The organism is Streptomyces blastmyceticus, from assembly GCF_039521185.1.
Lineage (GTDB): Bacteria > Actinomycetota > Actinomycetes > Streptomycetales > Streptomycetaceae > Streptomyces > Streptomyces blastmyceticus.
Genome location: NZ_BAAABW010000005.1, coordinates 23,118 through 41,550, shown reverse-complemented (window position 1 = coordinate 41,550; position 18,433 = coordinate 23,118). Strand labels below are relative to the sequence as shown.

Below are 18,433 nucleotides of genomic sequence, written 5' to 3'. Positions count from 1 at the left end.
CCCTTATGTCCGATTTAGTGGACTGGTTGCGTATCCCGACTGTGGCGTACGCCACAAATTAGGGCTTCTGTTTGCCGTTCGAAAGTGGCGGCGTCTAGCGTCAGGGCGGCTGCCCGTCAGATGTGAGTCGCATCCGCGGCCCCGGACAGTCATCGCCGAGTCCCCGTACGGCGCGAGCCAGGGGAGCCGGGGACCCACATGTCCCTGGGGTGAATCGGGCCCCTCTCCGGAGGGATCCGTAGGAGACCTTCCTGCTCCGAACCCGTCAGCTAACCCGGTAGGCGAGAAGGAAGGAAAGGATCAGCCGTACCCATGGCGTTCACTCGTCCCACCGGTAAGCACCGCCGTCCGAGCCGCGCCGTCCGCGCCGGGGCGAACGCAGCGGGCATAGCCACCCTCGCGGCCACCGGTGTCATGGCGGGATTCGCCGCTCCGGCACTCGCCGCCACCGACGACGCCCCGCGCGTCGAGGACACCGGCCTCACCCAGGCCATCGTCATCGGTGACGACACGGCCGACCGCGTCGGCGAGCAGGCCGAGATCCAGCGCAGCTCCGCGGACGAGACCGCCGCCCGCCTGCAGGCCGAGGCCGCCGCCAAGAAGCAGGCCGCCGAGGTCAAGCAGAAGGCCGACGAGGCCCAGCGCAAGCTGGACGCCGAGCGCAAGGAGCAGGAGCGCGCCGCCCGCGAGCAGGAGCGCAAGCGCCTCAACGCCTACGTCGCGCCGATCGACGGCTCCTACGTCTCCACCGCCTACAAGGCCTCCAGCGGCCTGTGGTCCTCCGGCAGCCACACCGGCATCGACTTCCACGCCGAGTCGGGCACCTCGGTGCACGCCGTGGGCGCGGGCACCATCGTCGAGGCGGGCTGGGGCGGCGCCTACGGCAACAACGTCGTCATCCAGCACAGCGACGGCACCTACACGCAGTACGGCCACCTGTCGTCCATCGACGTCAGCGTCGGTCAGACGGTCACCCCGGGCCAGCAGATCGGCCTCTCCGGCGCCACCGGCAACGTCACCGGCCCGCACCTGCACTTCGAGGCCCGCACCGGCCCGGCGTACGGCTCCGACATCGACCCGGTCGAGTACCTGCGGTCGCACGGCGTCAACGTCTGACGCACCGTACGGCCCGTCTTTCACGGCCGTATCGCGGAGTTCCTCCGCAACCGGGCCCCGGTCACCGACCGGGGCCTTCGTGTTGGCCAAAAAATACCGATGACTTCACCGGCGCCATCGGAAATTCCCGGCGCCTGCAATAGAGTCGCCCGACAGGCGTCAATCGGCCGCGTTTCGCGGGGGTCAATGCGGAGGTTCACCCATGCGGGGCCGTACGTGAACGGCTATGACAACCCGGTGCCGGACAGCCGCGGAATTCCCACGCAGGCCGTGTGCACCGCGATCCGTGACGACATCGTCTCCGGCGCGTTCCCGCCCGGCAGCAGGCTCATCGAGGAGCTGCTCGCCCGTCGCTACGGCGTCTCCCGCGTGCCCGTGCGCGAAGCCCTGCGCACCCTCGCCTCCGAGGGGTTCGTGACCACGCGCCGCCACGCGGGCGCCTGCGTGGCGGAACCCACCGAACACGAGGCCGCCGACCTGCTCGACGTCCGCGCCCTGCTGGAGCCGCTGGGCGCCGCGCGCGCCGCGCAGCGCCGCACCGAGGCGCACCTCAAGGTGCTCCGTGGCCTGGTCAGACTCGGCCTGGAGCGCGCACGGGCCGGCCGGACCGGCGAACTGCGGCCCCTGGACGACTGGTTCGACGAGACGCTCGCCCAGGCCACCGGCAGCCCCAGCCTCGCCGCGCTGCTCACCCAGCTGCGGCTCAAGATCGCCTGGGTGTACGTGGCGGAGCCGCCCCTGCGGCCGGTGCGCACCTGGGAGGCGCACGGCGCCCTCGTCGACGCGATCGCCCGGGGCGACGCCGACCGCGCGCGGGCGCTCGCCGCGACGCGCGCCGACCGCGCGCCGGGCGAATACCGGCTGCGCAGGCCCGCCCGCCAGGCCCGGGTGCGGAATCCGAAACAAACGGTGCGCACCGCGGCGGCCAGTTCCTGACAACAGGCCGATATTCGGGGTGTGTTGCCGTCTTGTTGCCGATGGAATTCACGCGGGGCGCGCACGGCGCGAAACCCGGCCCAAGGAGGCGCGATACCGGCCGCGCGGAAGTGCGGAAAGCGAAGGGGCCCGGGAAAACGAACAGCGGGGCCGCGGTGGCCCCAATCGGCCGCCGCGGCCCCGCCGTGCGGGATCGCTGACGAATCAGACGGTCTCCGGGAGCTCCTCGAGACCCTCGGCGACCAGCTTCGCCAGACGGTCGAGAGCCGCCTCGGCACCCTCGGCGTCCGAGGCCAGCACGATCTCCTCGCCACCCTGGGCGCCCAGGCCCAGCACGGCCAGCATGGACGCGGCGTTGACGGGGTTGCCGTCGGCCTTGGCGATCGTCATCGGGACGCCCGCGGCCGTCGCCGCACGGACGAAGATCGACGCGGGACGAGCGTGCAGGCCCTCGGCCCAGCCGACATTGACGCGGCGCTCAGCCATGGTGTTGCCCTTCAAGTCGTTATTGGTTGTCTAGACCAGTGTCTCACGGGGTCCGCGGTGCTCCGGCTGCCCCCACCTTCCCCGGTCCCGCCCACCCGCGCGAGCCGGGCCGGTTGTCGGTGCCCGGCCTTACGCTGGCCCCATGCAGACGCCGTCCGAGCACGCGTACCCGACCCACTGGGAAGCCGATGTCGTGCTGCGCGACGGCGGCACCGCACAGATCCGTCCCATCACCCCCGACGACGCGCAGCGCCTGGTCAGCTTCTACGAGCAGGTCTCGGACGAGTCGAAGTACTACCGCTTCTTCGCCCCCTACCCCCGCCTCTCCGACCGTGACGTGCACCGCTTCACCCATCACGACTACGTCGACCGGGTGGGCCTCGCCGCCACCGTCGGCGGCGAGTTCATCGCCACCGTCCGCTACGACCGCATCGGCCCCCGCGGCCTGCCGTCCTCCGGCCCGGACGACGAGGCGGAGGTCGCCTTCCTCGTCCAGGACGCCCACCAGGGCCGCGGCGTGGCCTCCGCCCTGCTCGAGCACCTGGCCGCCGTCGCCCGCGAGCGCTCCATCCGCCGCTTCGCCGCCGAGGTGCTGCCCGCCAACACCAAGATGATCAAGGTGTTCACGGACGCGGGCTACACACAGAAGCGCAGCTTCGAGGACGGCGTCGTCCGCCTGGAGCTCGACCTGGAGCCCACCGACCGCTCCCTCGCCGTCCAGCGCGCCCGTGAGCAGCGCGCCGAGGCCCGCTCCGTGCACCGCCTCATCGCCCCCGGCTCCGTCGCCGTCATCGGCACCGGCCGCGAGCCCGGCGGCATGGGCCGCGCCGTGCTGAGCAATCTGCTGGCGGGCGGCTTCACGGGCCGGGTGTACGCGATCAACCGGGCCTTCCCCGAGGGCCCTTCACGGCTCCAGCCCGAAGGGGTGCCCGCCCACCGCTCCGTTCTCGACATCGACGAGCCCGTCGACCTCGCGGTCGTCGCCGTCCCCGCCGAGCAGGTGCCCTCCGTCGTCGCCGAGTGCGGCGAGCACGGCGTGCAGGGCCTGGTCGTCCTCGCCGCGGGCTACGCGGAGAGCGGCGCCGACGGCCGCGACCGGCAGCGCGAGCTGGTGCGGCAGGCCCGCTCGTACGGCATGCGCATCATCGGGCCCAACGCGTTCGGCCTGATAAACACCGCCGCCGGGGTCCGGCTCAACGCCTCCCTCTCGCCCGAGCTGCCCAGCGGGGGGCGGCTGGGCCTCTTCAGCCAGTCCGGGGCCATCGGCATCGCCCTGCTGTCCGGGCTGCACCGGAGGGCCGCCGGGCTCGTCGGCATCTCCACCTTCGTCTCCGCGGGCAACCGCGCCGACGTCTCCGGCAACGACTTCCTCCAGTACTGGCACGACGACCCCGACACCGACGTCGTCCTCATGTACCTGGAGTCCATCGGCAACCCCCGGAAGTTCACCCGGCTCGCCCGGCGCACCGCGGTCCGCAAGCCGGTCGTCGTCGTCAAGGGCGCCCGCCACGGCGGCGCCGCCCCCACCGGGCACGCCGTGCCCACGACCCGGATCCCCGACGCCACCGTCTCCGACCTGCTGCGACAGGCGGGCGTCATCCGCGTCGACACCGTCACCGAGCTGGCCGACACCGGCCTCCTCCTCGCCTCCCAGCCACTGCCCGCCGGGCCGCGCGTCGCCATCCTCGGCAACTCCGAGTCCCTCGCCCTCCTCACCTACGACGCCTGCCTCACGGACGGCCTGCGCCCCCAGCCGCCGTACGACCTCACCACCGCCGCAGAACCCGCCGACTTCCGCGTCGCCCTCGACGACGCCCTGGCCGACGACGAGTGCGACGCCGTCGTCGTCACCGCCATCCCCTGGGTCGGCGACGCCTCCGCGGCGGACCTCGCCGGCGCGCTGCGGGAGGCGGTGGCCGCGTCCCCGGCCGTGAAGCCGGTCACCGTCGTCCACCTGGAGATCCCGGGCCTGGCGGAGTCCCTGGCGGCGCCCGAAGAGGGCGCTCCCGCTTCCGGTACGGCTCCCGCCACGGGTGACGCCCCCGCCGACCGGACTCCCGCCGTGCGGATCCCCGCCTACCCCGCCGCCGAGCGGGCCGTGCGGGCGCTCGCCGAGGCGGCGCGGTACGCCCGGTGGCGGCGGCAGGCCGCCGAGCCCGGCCGGGTGCCGGAGTACGACGACATCGACGAGGCGGGCGCCGCCGCCGACATCGACGTGCTGCTGGCCGCCCACGGCGCGACCCCCGCGCCGCTCACCGGCCCGCGGGCCGTCACTCTCTCCGCCCCCGACACCCAGCGGCTGCTCGCCCGCTACGGGATCGCCGTGCTGCCCGCGCTGCCCGCCCCCGACCCCGACAGCGCCGTCCGCGCAGCCCACCGGCTCGGCTTCCCCGTCGCCCTCAAGCCCACCGCCCCGCACCTGCGCCACCGCGCCGACCTCGGCGGCGTCCGGCTCGACCTGGGCGGCGAAGCGGAACTGCTGCGCGCCTACGCCGAGTTGACCGAGCTGCTCGGCAAGCCCGAGGAGACCCGGTTCGTGGTCCAGTCGATGGCCCCCCGCGGCGTCCACACCGTCGTCCGGGCCGCCATCGACCCCGCGGCGGGCGCCGTGCTCTCCTTCGGCCTGGCCGGCGCGCCCTCCCTGCTGCTCGGCGACACCGCGCACCGCCTGGTCCCCGTCACCGACCGCGACGCCGCGGAGCAGATCCGCTCCATCCGGACCGCCCCGCTGCTCTTCGGCTGGCGGGGCACGACCCCGGTGGACACCAGGGCCCTGGAGGAGCTGCTGCTGCGCGTCTCCCGGCTGGTGGACGACCATCCCGAGGTCGTGGGCGCCGACCTGGAGCCGGTGATCGTCGCCCCCCACGGCGTCCACGTCCTGGGCGCGTCGATACGCCTGGCCCCGCCGCCGGTGCGTACGGATCTGGGGCCGCGCAGCCTGCCGGTGGTCTGACCGGGCAGACCACCGGGCTCTTCGGCATGGGCCGGCCTCGGGCCCCTCCCACCCCTGGCCCTGCGGGCCGCCGCTTTCGGGTGCGGGTCCGCTTGCGCCTGCGGCGGGCGGTCTCAAACTCCGGCCGGGCTGGATTTGCCGCACGTGATCCTCGACCCATGGCACGCGCGGGCGGGCCTGTCGCGCCCCGTAGGATGGGCGTATGGCGAAGACCGGTACGACGACCCAAGGGCTCCGCGCGGCTATCGAGCGCAGCGGCTATTACCCGGCCCTTGTGGCCGAGGCGGTGGAGGCCGCCGTGGGCGGGGAGCCGGTCGCGTCGTACCTGGTGCACCAGGAGACGACGTTCGACTCCAACGAGGTCCGCCGGCACGTCACGGTCCTCGTCCTGACGGAGAACCGCTTCATCGTCAGCCACACCGACGAGCAGGCCGCCGACGGCACCTCCCCCTCGCCGTACGCCACGACGTCCACGGAGTCCGTGAAGATCGACCGGATCTCCTCCGTCGTCCTCAGCCGCGTCGTCGCCAACCCCGAGGCCTACACCCCGGGCACCCTGCCCCGCGAGGTCGTCCTCACCATCGGCTGGGGCGCGGTGTCCCGGATCGACCTGGAGCCCGCGGCCTGCGGCGACCCCAACTGCGACGCCGACCACGGCTATACGGGCTCGTCCACCGCCGACGACCTGAGCCTGCGCGTCAGCGAGGCGGGCGACGGACCGGACACCGTCCGGCAGACCCTCGCCTTCGCCCAGGCGCTCTCCGAGGCGACCGCGGCGACCGCCCGCTGATGCCCCAGGTGACCACCGCGGGCCAGGCCTGGCACGACCCCGCCCCGCTCGACCCCCGCTCCGCGCCCCTCCCGCGCTACGGCACCGGCTCGCTCGCCGACCTGCTGCCGTCCGTCGCGGCCGGCCTGGGCGTCCCCGGCATGAGCACCGGCCTGGAGCTCGCCCCCGCCGACCGGGTCTGCGTCTTCCTCATCGACGGCCTCGGCTGGGAGCTGCTGAAGGCCCACCCCGCGGAGGCGCCCTTCCTGCACTCCCTGCTGGGCACGTCGATGAACGGCACCGGGCAGCCGATGACCGCCGGGTTCCCCTCGACCACCGCGACCTCCCTCGCCTCGGTCGGTACGGGCCTGCCGCCGGGCGCCCACGGCCTGCCCGGCTATACGGTCGCCGACCCCGCCACCGGCCGGCTGATGAACCAGCTCCGCTGGCGCCCCTGGACCGACCCGCACGTCTGGCAGCCCTACCCGACGGTTTTCCAGCTCGCCGACGCGGCCGGGGTCCACACCTGCCAGGTGTCCGCCCCCGACTTCCAGCACACCCCGCTGACGAAGATCGCGCTGAGCGGCGGCACCTTCCACGGCCGGCTCTCCGGCGAGGACCGGATGGACCTCGCCGCCGACCGGCTCGCCGCCGATGACCGCGCGCTGGTCTACACCTACTACAGCGACGTGGACGGCAAGGGACACCGCTTCGGCGTCGATTCCGACGAGTGGCGCGGTCAGTTGATGTACGTCGACCGGCTCGCCCAGCGGCTCGCCGAGCAACTGCCGCCCCGCTCGGCGCTGTATGTCACCGCCGACCACGGCATGATCGACATCCCCTTCGACCCGGAGTCGCGCATCGACTTCGACGAGGACTGGGAGCTGCGCGCGGGCGTCGCGCTCCTCGGCGGCGAGGCCCGTGCCCGCCACGTCTACGCCGTGCCCGGCGCCGCCGCCGATGTGCTGGCGGTCTGGCGCGAGGTGCTCGGCGAGCAGATGTGGGTCGCGGGGCGTGACGAGGCCATCGAGGCGGGCTGGTTCGGCCGGCCCGGCGACGGCGTGGACGGCCGGGTGTACGGGCGGATCGGCGACGTGGTCGCCGCGGCCCGTGACGACATCGCGATCGTCGCCACCGAGACCGAGCCGAACGAGTCCGCGATGGTCGGCCTGCACGGCTCCATGACGCCGGTGGAGCAGCTGGTCCCGCTCCTCGAAGTGCGCTCCTGACCCGCCCGCCCCTGTTTCCCCCCTCCTACGTACGAAAGGCATTGGCTTCCCCATGCCCGAGCTGGTGTTCTTCTCCGGAACCATGGACTGCGGAAAGAGCACCCTCGCTCTTCAGATCGAGCACAACCGCTCGGCCCGCGGCCTCCGCGGTGTGATCTTCACGCGTGACGACCGGGCCGGGGAGGGGCGGCTGTCCTCGCGGCTGGGGCTGGTCACGGACGCGGTCGAGGCCACCGAGGGCATGGACATGTACGGCTACCTCGTCGACCTGCTGTCGAAGGGCGGCAAGGCGGACTACGTGATCGTGGACGAGGCGCAGTTCCTGGCGCCGGAGCAGATCGACCAGCTCGCCCGCGTCGTGGACGACCTTGGCCTGGACGTGTTCGCCTTCGGCATCACGACGGACTTCCGCACGAAGCTGTTCCCGGGCTCGCAGCGGCTGATCGAGCTGGCCGACCGCATAGAGGCCCTGCAGGTCGAGGCCCTGTGCTGGTGCGGCGCCCGGGCCACGCACAACGCGCGCACGGTCGGTGGCGAGATGGTCGTCGAGGGCGCCCAGGTGGTCGTCGGCGACGTCAACCGCCCCGCGGAGGAGACCGGTTACGAGGTCCTGTGCCGTCGCCACCACCGCCGCCGCATGACGAGTGCCGCCGCCCATGCCGGTGCCCTCTCCCCGGACGTCCTGCCCGCGCTCGACGTCAGCTGAGCTGCCGGCGGACCAGCTCGTGGAAGAGCCCGCCCGTGGCGGCGAGCAGTTCGGCGGGCGGGCCCTGCTGGACGATCCGGCCGTCCGCCATGGCGATCACCCGGTCGGCGTCCATGATCGTGGACAGCCGGTGGGCGATCACGACGCGGGTGGCGCGCAGGGCGCGGGTGGACTCGATGACCACGCGCTGCGTTTCGTTGTCCAGCGCGCTGGTGGCCTCGTCCAGGAAGAGGACGCGCGGTTTGCGGACGAGGGCCTGGGCGATCATCAGCCGCTGGCGCTGGCCGCCCGAGACGGTGCCGCCGCCGTCGGACAGCATGGTGTGCATGCCCATGGGCATGGCCTTGATGTCCTCGGCCAGGCCCGCCATCGCGGCGGCTTCCCACGCCTCGTCGAGTGAGAACAGCTCGGCGCCGCGGATGCAGTCGAGGACGGAGCCCGAGAAGGGCTGGGCGTTCTGCAGTACGACGCCGCACTGGCGGCGTACGGCCGCCTGATCGAGCGCCGCCAGGTCCTGACCGTCGTACAGCACGCTGCCCGAAGCCGGCTTGTCGAAGCCGATGAGCAGGCGCAGCAGTGTCGACTTGCCGCAGCCGCTGGCCCCGACGACCGCGACGAACTCGCCCGGGCGGATCCGGAACGACACGTCGCTGAGGACCGGCGGGCCGTCGTCGGTGTAGCGGTACGACAGGTTCCGGGCCTCGATGTCACCACCCAGCCCCCCGGGTTGGACGCTGGAGCCACCCACCTCGGGGTTCTCCTGGAACACCGGCTTGATCTGCTCGAACATCGGCTGCACGGCGGCGGCCGAAACGAGCGCGCCGGTCAGCTGGGTGACCGAGGACAGCAGCATCGTCACGGCGGTGCTGAACGTGAGGAACCCACTGGCCGACATGCTGCCCCGGGCCGGGCCGGCCAGCAGCATGAACATCACCAGCGTGCACAGCGGCAGACAGACCGCGTTGAGCACCGCGACGACGTTCTTGATCCTGCCGATGCGCTGCTGCAGCTCGCGGGTACGGGCGAACTCCCGCGCCCAGGCGGCGTAGGCGAAGCTCTCGGCCGCGGCCACGCGCAGCTTGGGCAGCCCGCGCAGGGTCTGGAACGCCTGGTTGTCGAGCCTGTTGCCCAGCTCGATCAACTGCCGCTGGTAGCGCAGCTGCCACAGCCCGAGCCCCAGGAACACCGCGCCGACGACGAGCAGCATGGCGACCGCCGCCATCGCCAGAGGCACGCTGTGGACGAGCAGCAGTGCGAGGTTCACCGCGCCGACGGTGCCGGCCTGGAGGACGACCGAGCCGATGCCGGACAGCACCCGTCGGATCGAGCTGATGCCCATGGCCGCGCCGGCCAGTTCGCCCGTGGAGCGGCCTGCGAAGAATGTCGTGGGCAGCCGCAGCAGCCGGTCCCACACGGCCGGTTGCAGGGTGGCCTCGATGCGCCCCTCCATGCGCAGGACGGAGATGTTCTGCAGCAGCATGAAGGCGGCCGAGACGACGCCGGTCGCGATGAGCGCCAGGGCGGTCTGCACGATGAGGCCGTTCTCGGCGGCCGGTACGTACGCGCCGAGCACCCTGCCGGTGGCGATCGGCACGAGCGAGCCCAGGCCGACCGCGACCAGTCCGCCCAGCACGAGGCCGCGCAGCTCCCTTCCGGTGCCCTGCACGCTGAAGCGCAGCACCGCCGACAGGCCCAGCTCGCGGTCGGGCAGGGGGCGGTAGAGCATGACGGCGCGCGGTTCGAAGGCGGCCTCGTTGCCCTTGCCCACGCGCTCGCGCGTGCCGGTGGCCGGGTCGACGGCCTCGTATCCGCCGCGCCGCCACAGCAGCGCGACCGGCGTCCCGTCCTCTTCGCGCCGGCCCACCAGGGGCCCGCTGTTCTCCCGCCACCAGCGCCCGCCGAGCCCGACGGTGCGGGTGCGGATCCGCGAGGCGAGCGCGATGCGTTCGACGGGGTCCGTCCGGCCGGAGTCGGTGCCCGCGCCGCCGGGCCGGGACAGGGTTATGCGGGCCTCGTCGGCGACCAGGCGGCACACGGCGAAGGCCGCGTCATCGCTCGTGCCGCGGCCGCGGCCGCGACGGGACGTCCTGCCGGACCGGCCGATGGAGGCCAGCAGCGCCCGGTCCGCCTGGGCGCGGGCGGCCTCGCCGGCCTCGATGCCGGCCGCCGTACGGTCCTCGTGGGCGCGTTCGAGCTGCTCGATCCAGAGGTCCAGGGCGTACAGCAGGCGGTGCTGCTGGTCGACCATGCCCTGCCACATCGTCGCGTCGACGAGGAGGGTGCCGGCCGGGTGTCCCTCGTAGGCGGCGCCGTACCGCACGCTGCCCGGGGCGATCTGTATCCAGAGGATGTCGTCGTCCGCCGCGCCCTGGCCGGTGGCGGTCCGGCTCTCCAGCGGTGCCTGGTACAGCACGCGCAGGCCGCGGCCGACGCCGAGCGCGAAGGCGTCCTCCAGGGGGCTCGGCGCCGGGTCGGCGGCGGCGTACCCCCACGGGTCCGCGCCGTACTCGGGGCGGTACAGCTCGCGCAGTTCGATGCGGCGCAGCAGGCAGCCCTGCAAGGGCCGGGCGATCAGGGTGTGTTCGGGGCCCTCGGCCGGGCCCAGCAGCAGCGTGCCCGCCGCCAGCCGGCCGAGGAAGTGCCAGTGCCCCGTCTGTGCGGCGTCGACGGCGAACAGGTCCAGCTCGCCGTCCACGACGAGCCACAGGACGAGCGGGCCTTCCAGGGACAGGCTGCGCATGCCCGCGCAGTCGACCGCCGAGCCGAGCCCGCCCAGGGCCGCCACGACGGAATCGGTGGCGGGGGCCGGGGCGTGGTACGGAGTCGTCACCTCAGTGCTCCTTGATCAGTTCGGCGTACGCGCCCTGCGCGGCGATCAGGTGCTCGTGCTGCCCGCGCTCCACGACCGTGCCCCGGTCGAGCACGAGGATCTCGTCGCTGTCCCGCACGGTGCTCAGCCGGTGGGCGATGACCACGCAGGCGCAGCCGCGGCGCCGCAGGTTGTCGATGACGATCCGCTCGGTCGCCGCGTCCAGGGCGCTGGTCACCTCGTCCAGGACCATGACGCTGGGGCGGCGCACCAGGGCCCGGGCGATCTCCAGGCGCTGGCGCTGGCCGCCGGAGAAGTTGCGGCCGTCCTGTTCGACGCGGCTGTGGATGCCGCCGGGGCGGCGGGCGATCACGTCGTACACGGCGGCGTCCTCCAGGGCGGCGACGACGGCCTCGTCCGGGATGGAGGGGTCCCACAGCGCGACGTTGTCGCGGACGGTGCCCTCGAAGAGGAAGACGTCCTGGTCGACGAAGGAGACGGAGGCCGCGAGCGCGCCGCGCGGGATGTCCTCGCGTCGCATCCCGTCGATGCGGACGGTGCCTTCCCAGGGGGCGTAGAGGCCGGATATCAGCCGGGAGACGGTGGACTTGCCGCTGCCGGAGCCGCCGACGAGCGCGATCTGCCGCCCGGGGCCGACCGAGAGCGAGAAGTCCTTCAGCAGTGGGGCGTCGAGGGGGCTGTAGCCGAAGGTGATGTTCTCCAGCTCCACGTGGCCCTTGAGACGGCGGGTGGCGGCGGGGGGCTCGCGCCGCGTGTGGAGCGGGTCGGCGGGGAAGTTCTCGACGTCCTTGAGGCGGGCGACGTCGGCAGCGAAGTCCTGGATCCGCCCGGCGACACCGTTGAGGCGGGTGATCGGCGCGGTGAAGCCGGTCACCAAAGCCTGGAAGGCGACGAGCAGTCCGACCGTGAGGTGGCCCTCGACCGCCCGCAGGCCGCCGATCATCAGGATCAGCGCGCTGTTGAGCGCGGCCAGCGTGGGCGCGGCGATCGCCAGCCAGGCGCTGGGCACGCCGAGCCGCTGCTGCACGTCGAGGGTGACCGCGTGCTGCCCCGCCCAGCGGCGGAAGAAGCCGTTCTCGCCGCCGGTGGCCTTCATCGTCTCGATGAGCGTCAGGCCGCTGTAGGAGGTGTTGGTGAGCCGGGCGCTCTCGGCGCGGAGCTTCTGGGTGCCGGTGGCCCGTACGCGGACCACGATCCGCATGGCCACCACGTTGAGCAGCGCGACCAGCACGCCGACGACGGTGAGTTGCGGGTCGTACGTCCACAGCAGCACCGCGTAGAGGACCACGACCACCGCGTCCACACCGGCGGCGGCGAGGTCCCTCGCCAGGGTCTCGGCGACCGCGTCGTTGGACCGGAGGCGCTGGACCAGGTCGGCCGGGTTGCGCTGGGAGTAGAAGGTGACCGGGAGCCTGAGCAGGTGCCGCAGGAAGCGGGCGCTGCTCAGGGTGGAGGAAATGATGCGCCCGCGCAGGAAGTTGGCCTGTTGCAGCGCCGTGAGCGCCGCGGTGAGCACCAGGGCGGCCGCCATCGACGCGAAGAGCACGCCCAGCGGGGCCGTCCGGTCGCCGGTCAGGAACATGTCGATGTACGTACGGCTCAGCGCGGGCACCGCCGCGCCGACCACCACCAGCAGGATGCTGGAGAGCACGGCGGCGAGCATGGTGCCCGACGTGCCGCGCAGGCGGGCGGGGACGGCGCCCATGACCCCGGGCCCGCGGCCGGTGCGGCGGAAGCCGTCGTCGGGCTCGAAGGTGAGCACGACGCCGGTGAAGCTCGTGTCGAACTCCTCCAGGGGGACGAACCGCCGCCCCTTGGCCGGGTCGTTGACGTACACGCCCCGGCGGCCGAAGCGGCGGCCCATCCCGTCGTGGACGACGTAGTGGTTGAACTCCCAGAAGAGGACGGCCGGAGGGCGCACTCCGGCGAGCGCGGCCAGGTCCATCTGCATGCCCTTGGCCCTCAGCCCGTAACCGCGGGCGGCCTTCAGGAGGTTGCCCGCGCGGGACCCGTCGCGGGAGACGCCGCAGGCGATGCGCAGTTCCTCCAGGGGGACGAAGCGGCCGTGGTGCCCGAGCACCATGGCCAATGCGGCGGCGCCGCACTCCACCGCCTCCATCTGCAGGACGGTGGGGGTGCGTACGGCCTTCTGCCTCCTGCCCCCGGGGGCGGGCGCGGGGCGGTGACGCCCGTTGTTCCTGCCGGCGGGTTCGGGGCGCCGGCGACGCGGCGCGCTCACGGGAGCAGCCAGTCGACGGGGCGCTGGGCGGCGAGGTGGACGGCCGCGGCGACCGGCGTCGTGGAGTCGACGGCGTACGGGGGCCCGTCCTTGGAGGACCACCGGTAGCCGGACCTGGTGGCGGAGGAGCGCTCCAGCTGTACGAGCACGGCGACGGGGTTCCCCCGCTCGGAGAACTGCGCGGCCAGCCGGCTGTCGCCGAGGAAGCCGCCGAGCTGTGCCTGCGTCTGCGGTGCGCGGCCGACCGCCTCGACGCGGCCGCGCAGCACGCCGAACCGCTGCTGGGGGACGGACTGGACGGTCAGGTCGACCTGGGCGCCCACGGGGATCGACCCGCTGCTCCCGCCGGGGACGTACAGCATGGCCACCATCGGGTCGTCCGGTTTCGTCGCGCGTTCGACGGTCGCCACGTCCGCGCCGGTCGTGACGACCGCACCCGTCCTGGCGGCCAGGGTCGTCACCCGCCCTCCGGCCACGGCGCGTACGGTCCGGTCGCCGCGGTCCGTGCTGACCTTGAGCAGGGGCGCGCCCGGGGACAGCACTTGGCCCTCTTCGGCGAGGACCGCGGTGACCTGTCCCGCGAACGGGCTCTGCAGCAGGTAACTGCCCTCGGCATGGGTGAGGATGCCGGGTGCGCTCAGCTTGGAGGACACGGATCCGGTGAATGCCCAGAAACCGGCGGCGGCCATGACGGCGACCGTGACGGCCAGGGCGAGCCGGCCCTGCGGGCGCGCGAAGCGTACGGGCAGATCGAGCTCTTCGGGCGATTGCAGCTTGGAAAGCGCCTTTTGGCGGAACTGCACGGACTATTCCTTCGCTGCATTCGTGAGGCGGGTGCTGAATTGTGCCGGTGAAACCCGCTGGGCATGTGGGCAGCCGTGAACCCCGGAACAGGGGAGATTCCGGGGTTCACGGGCTACGGATATCGGGTCAGAGGCCCGCGACGCCGACGTGGACGCCGACGATGCCCTCGACCTGACCGGCCACGGCGGGCACGGCCTGGACCGTCTGCAGGGAGGTCACCGTGCCGAGCACGTTGTGAACGTCGCCGGTCACAGCGCCGAGGAGGCCGCCGGAGATGCCGACGCCCCCGGACACGGCGTCCAGCTCGGTGTCGGTGATCTCGCGGGTCTCGATGTCGTTACGCATTGTTTTGCGCACCCTTCATTTGTCCGGTTGTTTCTGAATTGCATTGGGTGGACCGGGGGGAAACGGTCCGACCACTTCCCGCATTGGCCCGGTCGAAAACGACCGCCGTTCTGAGAACCGCCGCGGTGCGCAGATACAAGCACGTGATCGGGTGGCGCGGCCAACCGCGTCGACGTCTCCGAGGTGGTTCGAGCATCGCGCTTTCCGATTCATTTACCTGATCACCACAACTCCTTCACTGGAACGAGTAACAGAATCGACGGGTCCTTCGCCCTCGGGGGAGGTAGTCGGGCATAGGCCCATCAAGCGCGTCGGGCATAACCGGCATAACAAGGAGCGGCGGGGGAGACGCGTCCTCGGCGCACGCGGCTTGTGAAGATTTATTGAAGCGACGCTCGGCGACGAGGCCGCCACGGCGGGTGGCCTCAGGGTGCGGGCATGGTGGTGACCTTCTTGCCCTTGTCGTCGACGGCGAACCACAGCCCCTGCTTCCCCTGGCCGTTGACGTCCCCGGCCTTGCTGTCGCCGGTGAACCAGTACACGGGCCAGCAGTCGACGGCGAGCTGCTCGGTGCCGTCGGGGCGGGTCACGGTGGAGACGAGCTTTCCGGGGATGTCCCGCACCTTGCTCTTGTCCACGGGCTTCGCCGGCTTCCACGTGTCCAGGCACGCGTCGGTGCAGGCGAACTTCATCGGCCACGCGCTGTCCTTGTTGAAGCGGTACAGCGTCCGGCCCTGACCGTCCACGAGGATCCTGCCGAGCCCGGCGCTGTCGGAGACGGAAACCGGGGCGGCGGGCTGCTTCCCCTCGTCGGTCTTCCCGCTCGCCTTCTTCCCGTCGGGCGCGAGCGCGTTCCAGGTGCCGCCGACGCCCTGGCCCTTGGTGTCGCCGGGCGCCGTGTCCTTCACATAGCGGTAGACGGGCCAGCCGCCCAGGGTCAGTTGCCTGGAGCCGTCGGCCCGTACGACCTCGCCCAGGGCGGAGGCGGCGATCCCGGTGGAGGCCGAGGCGCTGCCCGCGGGGACGGGGGGCCACGCCTTCGCGCAGTCACCGTCGCAGTGGGAGGACGGCGGTTTCGCCGTGTCCTTGTCGAAGCGGTAGAGGGTGAAGCCCTTGTCGTCGGTGACGACCTGGCCGAGGTCCGCCGTCCGCCGCACGGCCAGCTTGCCGCCCGCCGCCCCCATGCCGTCCGCGCCCTTGCCCCCGCCGTAGCCGTCGGCGGACCCCGATCCGCTCCCGTAGCCCTTGCCCGCCTCCGAGCTGTTGGCCGCCGGCCGGGTGTCGTACCCCTGGTCCTTCGCCGAGGGGCTGCCGTCGCACGCCGTCGCCAGCACCATGACGGTGAACGCCGTACCTGCCAGGGAGATCTGTCGCCGCTTGTTCATGTCCGGGTGTTCCTTTCCACGGGGGGAGGGGTCGGCGGATGGTCCGCCGACGCCGGGAAGTACGGGAGGGGCTCCGCGAGCTCTCAGCGGGACCGGGAAATTGTCACGAGACGCCAAAAATCCGTCAGGAACCGTCAGTTGTCGCCTCGGTCGGCCGATTGGAGACGCAGCGCCAGGGCGGGGCAGCGCCGTACCGCGCGCAGGGCCCGCGGCCGCATCCGGGCGGGCACGGCGATGGCGGCCCGCTCCGGGTAGTTGTCCGGGCCCAGCCGCAGCAGACCGGGCAGCAGATCCGCGCACAGCCCGTGCCCCCGGCACAGCGTCCAGTCCACCAGGAGCCGCTCCTCGGGCAGCGCGCGACGGGCGCCCGCCGGGGCGGGTCCGCGCACGCCGCCGGGCAGCGGCAGCACTCCCAGGACCGGCCGCCCGCAGCCGGTGCCCAGCGCGTGCGCCTCGAAGTCCTCGGCGAAGACGGCCAGCGACGAGGCCACGAAGCGGGCGGTGCCGTCCGGGTGCGCGCAGGCCCCGCGCCGCTCCACCGCCCGCATCCGGGCCCGTACGCCCTCCAGGGCCCGGCGCCCGCCGCCGTGCGCGGCGTCGAAGAGGCACTCGGCGAGCGCGGGCAGCCCCACGAAGCACGGACCGCACTGCCCCGCCGACTCCGCCGCCAGCCACCGCGTCACCCGCGCCGTCTCCCCGACCGGACACGTCGACTCGGGAAGCGGCAGCAGCGCGCCCGCGCCGAGCGTCGCGCCCGCCGCCGCCAGGGAGTCGCGCGAGACCGTCGCCGTACGGGCGTCCGCCCCGGACAGCCAGGCGCCGTGGTATCCGCCGACCAGCACCCCCTGGCCCGGCCCGGTGCCGCACAACTCCAGCGCGTACGGCAGCGGAAGGCCGGTCGGCGTCTCCACCACGTGTGCCCCGGCGACGGTCAGCAGGACGGTGCCGGGCTCCTCCGGCAGGCCCAGTTCGCGGAAGGCCGGGGCGCCGAGCCGCGCCGCGACGGCCAGCTGCGCGTACGTCTCGGTGTTGGACACCAGGGTCGGCGCCCCGCCCAGCCCGCTCTCGCTGGAGCGGACCCCGCGCCCGGACGGCAGCGCGGGACCACCGCCCACGCCACGGACCAGAGCCGTGCCCTCGCCGGTGACGAACCGTTCCGGCAGCCGCACCACCCGCACCTCAGGCTCGCCCGCCCCGCGCTCGGCCACCGCCTGGCGCACCGACCGCTCCACGTCCGCCCGTGTCACCCCGACCACCACCTGCCGCGCACCGAGCGCACCGGCCGCCAACAGCGCCCCGTCGAGCACCAGATGCGGCACGTGCAGCAGCAGCGCCGTGTCCTTCAGGCAGCCCGGCTCGCCCTCGCTGCCGTTGACCACCACCTCCGCCGCGCCGCCGGTGTGCCGCGAGGAGGCGAGCACCGCGCGCAGTTTGCGGGCGAAGGGGAAGCCCGCCCCGCCCCGGCCGCGCAGCCCGACGCCCTCCGCCAGCGCGGCCAGATCACCGGCGGACAGCTCCGGCGGCGGGCCGTGCAGCGCCAGATGCGCCGCCCGGTCCAGCCACGGCCGCCGGTCCAGGCCCGTCAGCAGCCGGGGCGTGCCGACGGCCGACAGCGTCGGCACGGGCCCGGTCACGCGTTCACTCCGCCACCGTCGCGGGCCCCGCGCAGCCGCACCACCAGCGCGGCGGCCACGCCCGCCACGCACAGCGCGTACGCCGCCGTCACCCAGCCGCCCGCCGGGCGGCCCGAGTGCAGCCCGTGCAGCAGCGCCGCGCCCCAGGCCGGGTAGGCGCACATGTGCAGGGCCCGCCAGGCGCGCGACCGGCCGCCCGAGGCGAAGGCGCCGCGCACCGCACCGGTGACGGCGACCGTCACGAAGACATAGCCGGCGAGCGTGCCGAACCCGACGAGCAACGGCCGGGCCCGGTCGGTGAACGGCACGGCCGCGGCCGCGGCGCCGACGTGCCCCTCGGCCACCTTCACCCAGATGTGCAGCGCGAGGAAGCCGAGACCGGCCACGGCCAGGCCGCGGTGGACGCCCTGGGCGAGCAGCCGGTGCGCGGAGCGCAGCAGCATCCGGTCGGCGGCGGCCAGCCCCCACAGCACACTGGCGGTGAGCGAGACGAGCGCGAGCACTCCCGCACCGAAGTCCAGGAACTCCTGTGCGTGCTCCGCCACTTGGGAGCGGGCGGCGACGGCGAGCAGCAGCAGGATCGCCGCGGGCAGGGCCGGCCTGGGCGACGGCCCCCTCCTCGGACGGGAGCGCGCCCGTCGCCGGGAAAAGGCGAAGACCGAACGGGGGCCGGGCGGCGGTCCCGTGGGCGGGGGAGGGCCCGGGGGCGGGAACGTCGGCGGAGCCGTCGGTCGCGGCGGTGCCGCCGGGGATGTGTGTGACGCGGACATAGGAGCCTCCGGCGGGCGTCCCCGGCGGCCGGGGCGCGCCCGCGTTCCTGAGAAATCCGGAAATCCCGCGCATCGGCATAATTCGCCGGGCGGTCGAATGAACAGCAGGATCCTCGGACTTCGCAAGTCCTTCATAAGCTTTATCGCGCTGTGACAAATTCGCGCTTGGCTGTCCCCATGGCGGCGGCGGGCTGCTGATGATGCCCACTCAGGCGAGAGGTCCGAACGCCC

General features: G+C 73.4%; 14 protein-coding genes and 1 riboswitch. Of the genes, 6 read left to right on the top strand and 8 right to left on the bottom strand.

The window, feature by feature from the left end; genetic code table 11:
* Window positions 1–143: 143 nt before the first annotated feature.
* Window positions 144–299: riboswitch (cyclic di-AMP (ydaO/yuaA leader) on the top strand.
* A 13-nt stretch (window positions 300–312) separates the two neighbouring features.
* Window positions 313–1,116 (top strand): M23 family metallopeptidase, encoded by an 804-nt coding sequence (locus ABD269_RS05475; protein ID WP_301891852.1) that lies wholly within the window; start codon window positions 313–315, stop codon window positions 1,114–1,116.
* A gap of 270 nt (window positions 1,117–1,386) precedes the next feature.
* Window positions 1,387–2,052 carry a GntR family transcriptional regulator gene (locus tag ABD269_RS05470; protein WP_425572841.1) on the top strand — a complete coding sequence of 222 codons (666 nt, stop codon included), beginning with the start codon at window positions 1,387–1,389 and terminating at the stop codon, window positions 2,050–2,052.
* A 204-nt stretch (window positions 2,053–2,256) separates the two neighbouring features.
* On the opposite strand, the gene ABD269_RS05465 is transcribed toward ABD269_RS05470, so the two are convergent.
* Window positions 2,257–2,538: an HPr family phosphocarrier protein gene (locus tag ABD269_RS05465; RefSeq protein WP_046925618.1), complete on the bottom strand. Its 282-nt coding sequence runs from the start codon at window positions 2,536–2,538 to the stop codon at window positions 2,257–2,259.
* A 142-nt stretch (window positions 2,539–2,680) separates the two neighbouring features.
* On the opposite strand from ABD269_RS05465, the gene ABD269_RS05460 reads away from it, so the two are divergent.
* From ABD269_RS05460 to ABD269_RS05445, 4 genes are all read left to right on the top strand, one after another.
* Entirely contained in the window at window positions 2,681–5,491 is a 2,811-nt protein-coding gene (locus ABD269_RS05460; protein ID WP_344116603.1) for a bifunctional acetate--CoA ligase family protein/GNAT family N-acetyltransferase, read from the top strand.
* Between the two features lie 202 nt (window positions 5,492–5,693).
* Entirely contained in the window at window positions 5,694–6,281 is a 588-nt protein-coding gene (locus ABD269_RS05455) for a DUF5998 family protein (protein WP_301891849.1), read from the top strand.
* On the top strand, window positions 6,281–7,489 hold the full coding sequence (locus tag ABD269_RS05450; RefSeq protein WP_301891848.1) for an alkaline phosphatase family protein: 1,209 nt from the start codon (window positions 6,281–6,283) through the stop codon (window positions 7,487–7,489). Before ABD269_RS05455 ends, ABD269_RS05450 begins: the two co-directional genes overlap by 1 nt.
* A 52-nt stretch (window positions 7,490–7,541) precedes the next feature.
* Window positions 7,542–8,195 carry a thymidine kinase gene (locus tag ABD269_RS05445; protein WP_301891847.1) on the top strand — a complete coding sequence of 218 codons (654 nt, stop codon included), beginning with the start codon at window positions 7,542–7,544 and terminating at the stop codon, window positions 8,193–8,195.
* On the opposite strand, the gene ABD269_RS05440 is transcribed toward ABD269_RS05445, so the two are convergent.
* The 7 genes from ABD269_RS05440 to ABD269_RS05410 form a co-directional block, all read right to left on the bottom strand.
* The gene (locus tag ABD269_RS05440) at window positions 8,188–11,025 is read right to left on the bottom strand and encodes an NHLP bacteriocin export ABC transporter permease/ATPase subunit (RefSeq protein ID WP_344116599.1); all 2,838 of its coding nucleotides are present in this window, start codon (window positions 11,023–11,025) and stop codon (window positions 8,188–8,190) included. The two genes, ABD269_RS05445 and ABD269_RS05440, sit on opposite strands and share 8 nt — an antisense overlap.
* 1 nt (window position 11,026) lies before the next feature.
* On the bottom strand, window positions 11,027–13,144 hold the full coding sequence (locus ABD269_RS05435; protein ID WP_344116720.1) for an NHLP family bacteriocin export ABC transporter peptidase/permease/ATPase subunit: 2,118 nt from the start codon (window positions 13,142–13,144) through the stop codon (window positions 11,027–11,029).
* Between the two features lie 116 nt (window positions 13,145–13,260).
* The gene (locus ABD269_RS05430; protein WP_344116597.1) at window positions 13,261–14,067 is read right to left on the bottom strand and encodes an HlyD family efflux transporter periplasmic adaptor subunit; all 807 of its coding nucleotides are present in this window, start codon (window positions 14,065–14,067) and stop codon (window positions 13,261–13,263) included.
* Window positions 14,068–14,194: 127 nt separating this feature from the next.
* The gene (locus ABD269_RS05425) at window positions 14,195–14,413 is read right to left on the bottom strand and encodes a hypothetical protein (RefSeq protein WP_344116595.1); all 219 of its coding nucleotides are present in this window, start codon (window positions 14,411–14,413) and stop codon (window positions 14,195–14,197) included.
* A gap of 425 nt (window positions 14,414–14,838) precedes the next feature.
* Window positions 14,839–15,798: an SCO0930 family lipoprotein gene (locus tag ABD269_RS05420; RefSeq protein ID WP_344116593.1), complete on the bottom strand. Its 960-nt coding sequence runs from the start codon at window positions 15,796–15,798 to the stop codon at window positions 14,839–14,841.
* A gap of 134 nt (window positions 15,799–15,932) precedes the next feature.
* On the bottom strand, window positions 15,933–17,432 hold the full coding sequence (locus tag ABD269_RS05415; RefSeq protein WP_344116591.1) for an NADH-ubiquinone oxidoreductase-F iron-sulfur binding region domain-containing protein: 1,500 nt from the start codon (window positions 17,430–17,432) through the stop codon (window positions 15,933–15,935).
* Window positions 17,429–17,977 (bottom strand): hypothetical protein, encoded by a 549-nt coding sequence (locus ABD269_RS05410; RefSeq protein ID WP_344116589.1) that lies wholly within the window; start codon window positions 17,975–17,977, stop codon window positions 17,429–17,431. The genes ABD269_RS05415 and ABD269_RS05410 overlap by 4 nt, the downstream gene beginning before the upstream one ends.
* Between the last annotated feature and the right edge of the window lie 456 nt (window positions 17,978–18,433).

Excerpts from the sequence above, each read along its gene's own strand:
- ABD269_RS05425 (WP_344116595.1), bottom strand. The coding sequence starts at position 14,413 with ATGCGTAACGACATCGAGACCCGCGAGATCACCGACACCGAGCTGGAC.
- ABD269_RS05420 (WP_344116593.1), bottom strand. The coding sequence starts at position 15,798 with ATGAACAAGCGGCGACAGATCTCCCTGGCAGGTACGGCGTTCACCGTC.
- ABD269_RS05475 (WP_301891852.1), top strand. The coding sequence starts at position 313 with ATGGCGTTCACTCGTCCCACCGGTAAGCACCGCCGTCCGAGCCGCGCC.
- ABD269_RS05460 (WP_344116603.1), top strand. The coding sequence starts at position 2,681 with ATGCAGACGCCGTCCGAGCACGCGTACCCGACCCACTGGGAAGCCGAT.
- ABD269_RS05450 (WP_301891848.1), top strand. The coding sequence starts at position 6,281 with ATGCCCCAGGTGACCACCGCGGGCCAGGCCTGGCACGACCCCGCCCCG.
- ABD269_RS05465 (WP_046925618.1), bottom strand. The coding sequence starts at position 2,538 with ATGGCTGAGCGCCGCGTCAATGTCGGCTGGGCCGAGGGCCTGCACGCT.
- ABD269_RS05435 (WP_344116720.1), bottom strand. The coding sequence starts at position 13,144 with ATGGAGGCGGTGGAGTGCGGCGCCGCCGCATTGGCCATGGTGCTCGGG.
- ABD269_RS05455 (WP_301891849.1), top strand. The coding sequence starts at position 5,694 with ATGGCGAAGACCGGTACGACGACCCAAGGGCTCCGCGCGGCTATCGAG.
- ABD269_RS05445 (WP_301891847.1), top strand. The coding sequence starts at position 7,542 with ATGCCCGAGCTGGTGTTCTTCTCCGGAACCATGGACTGCGGAAAGAGC.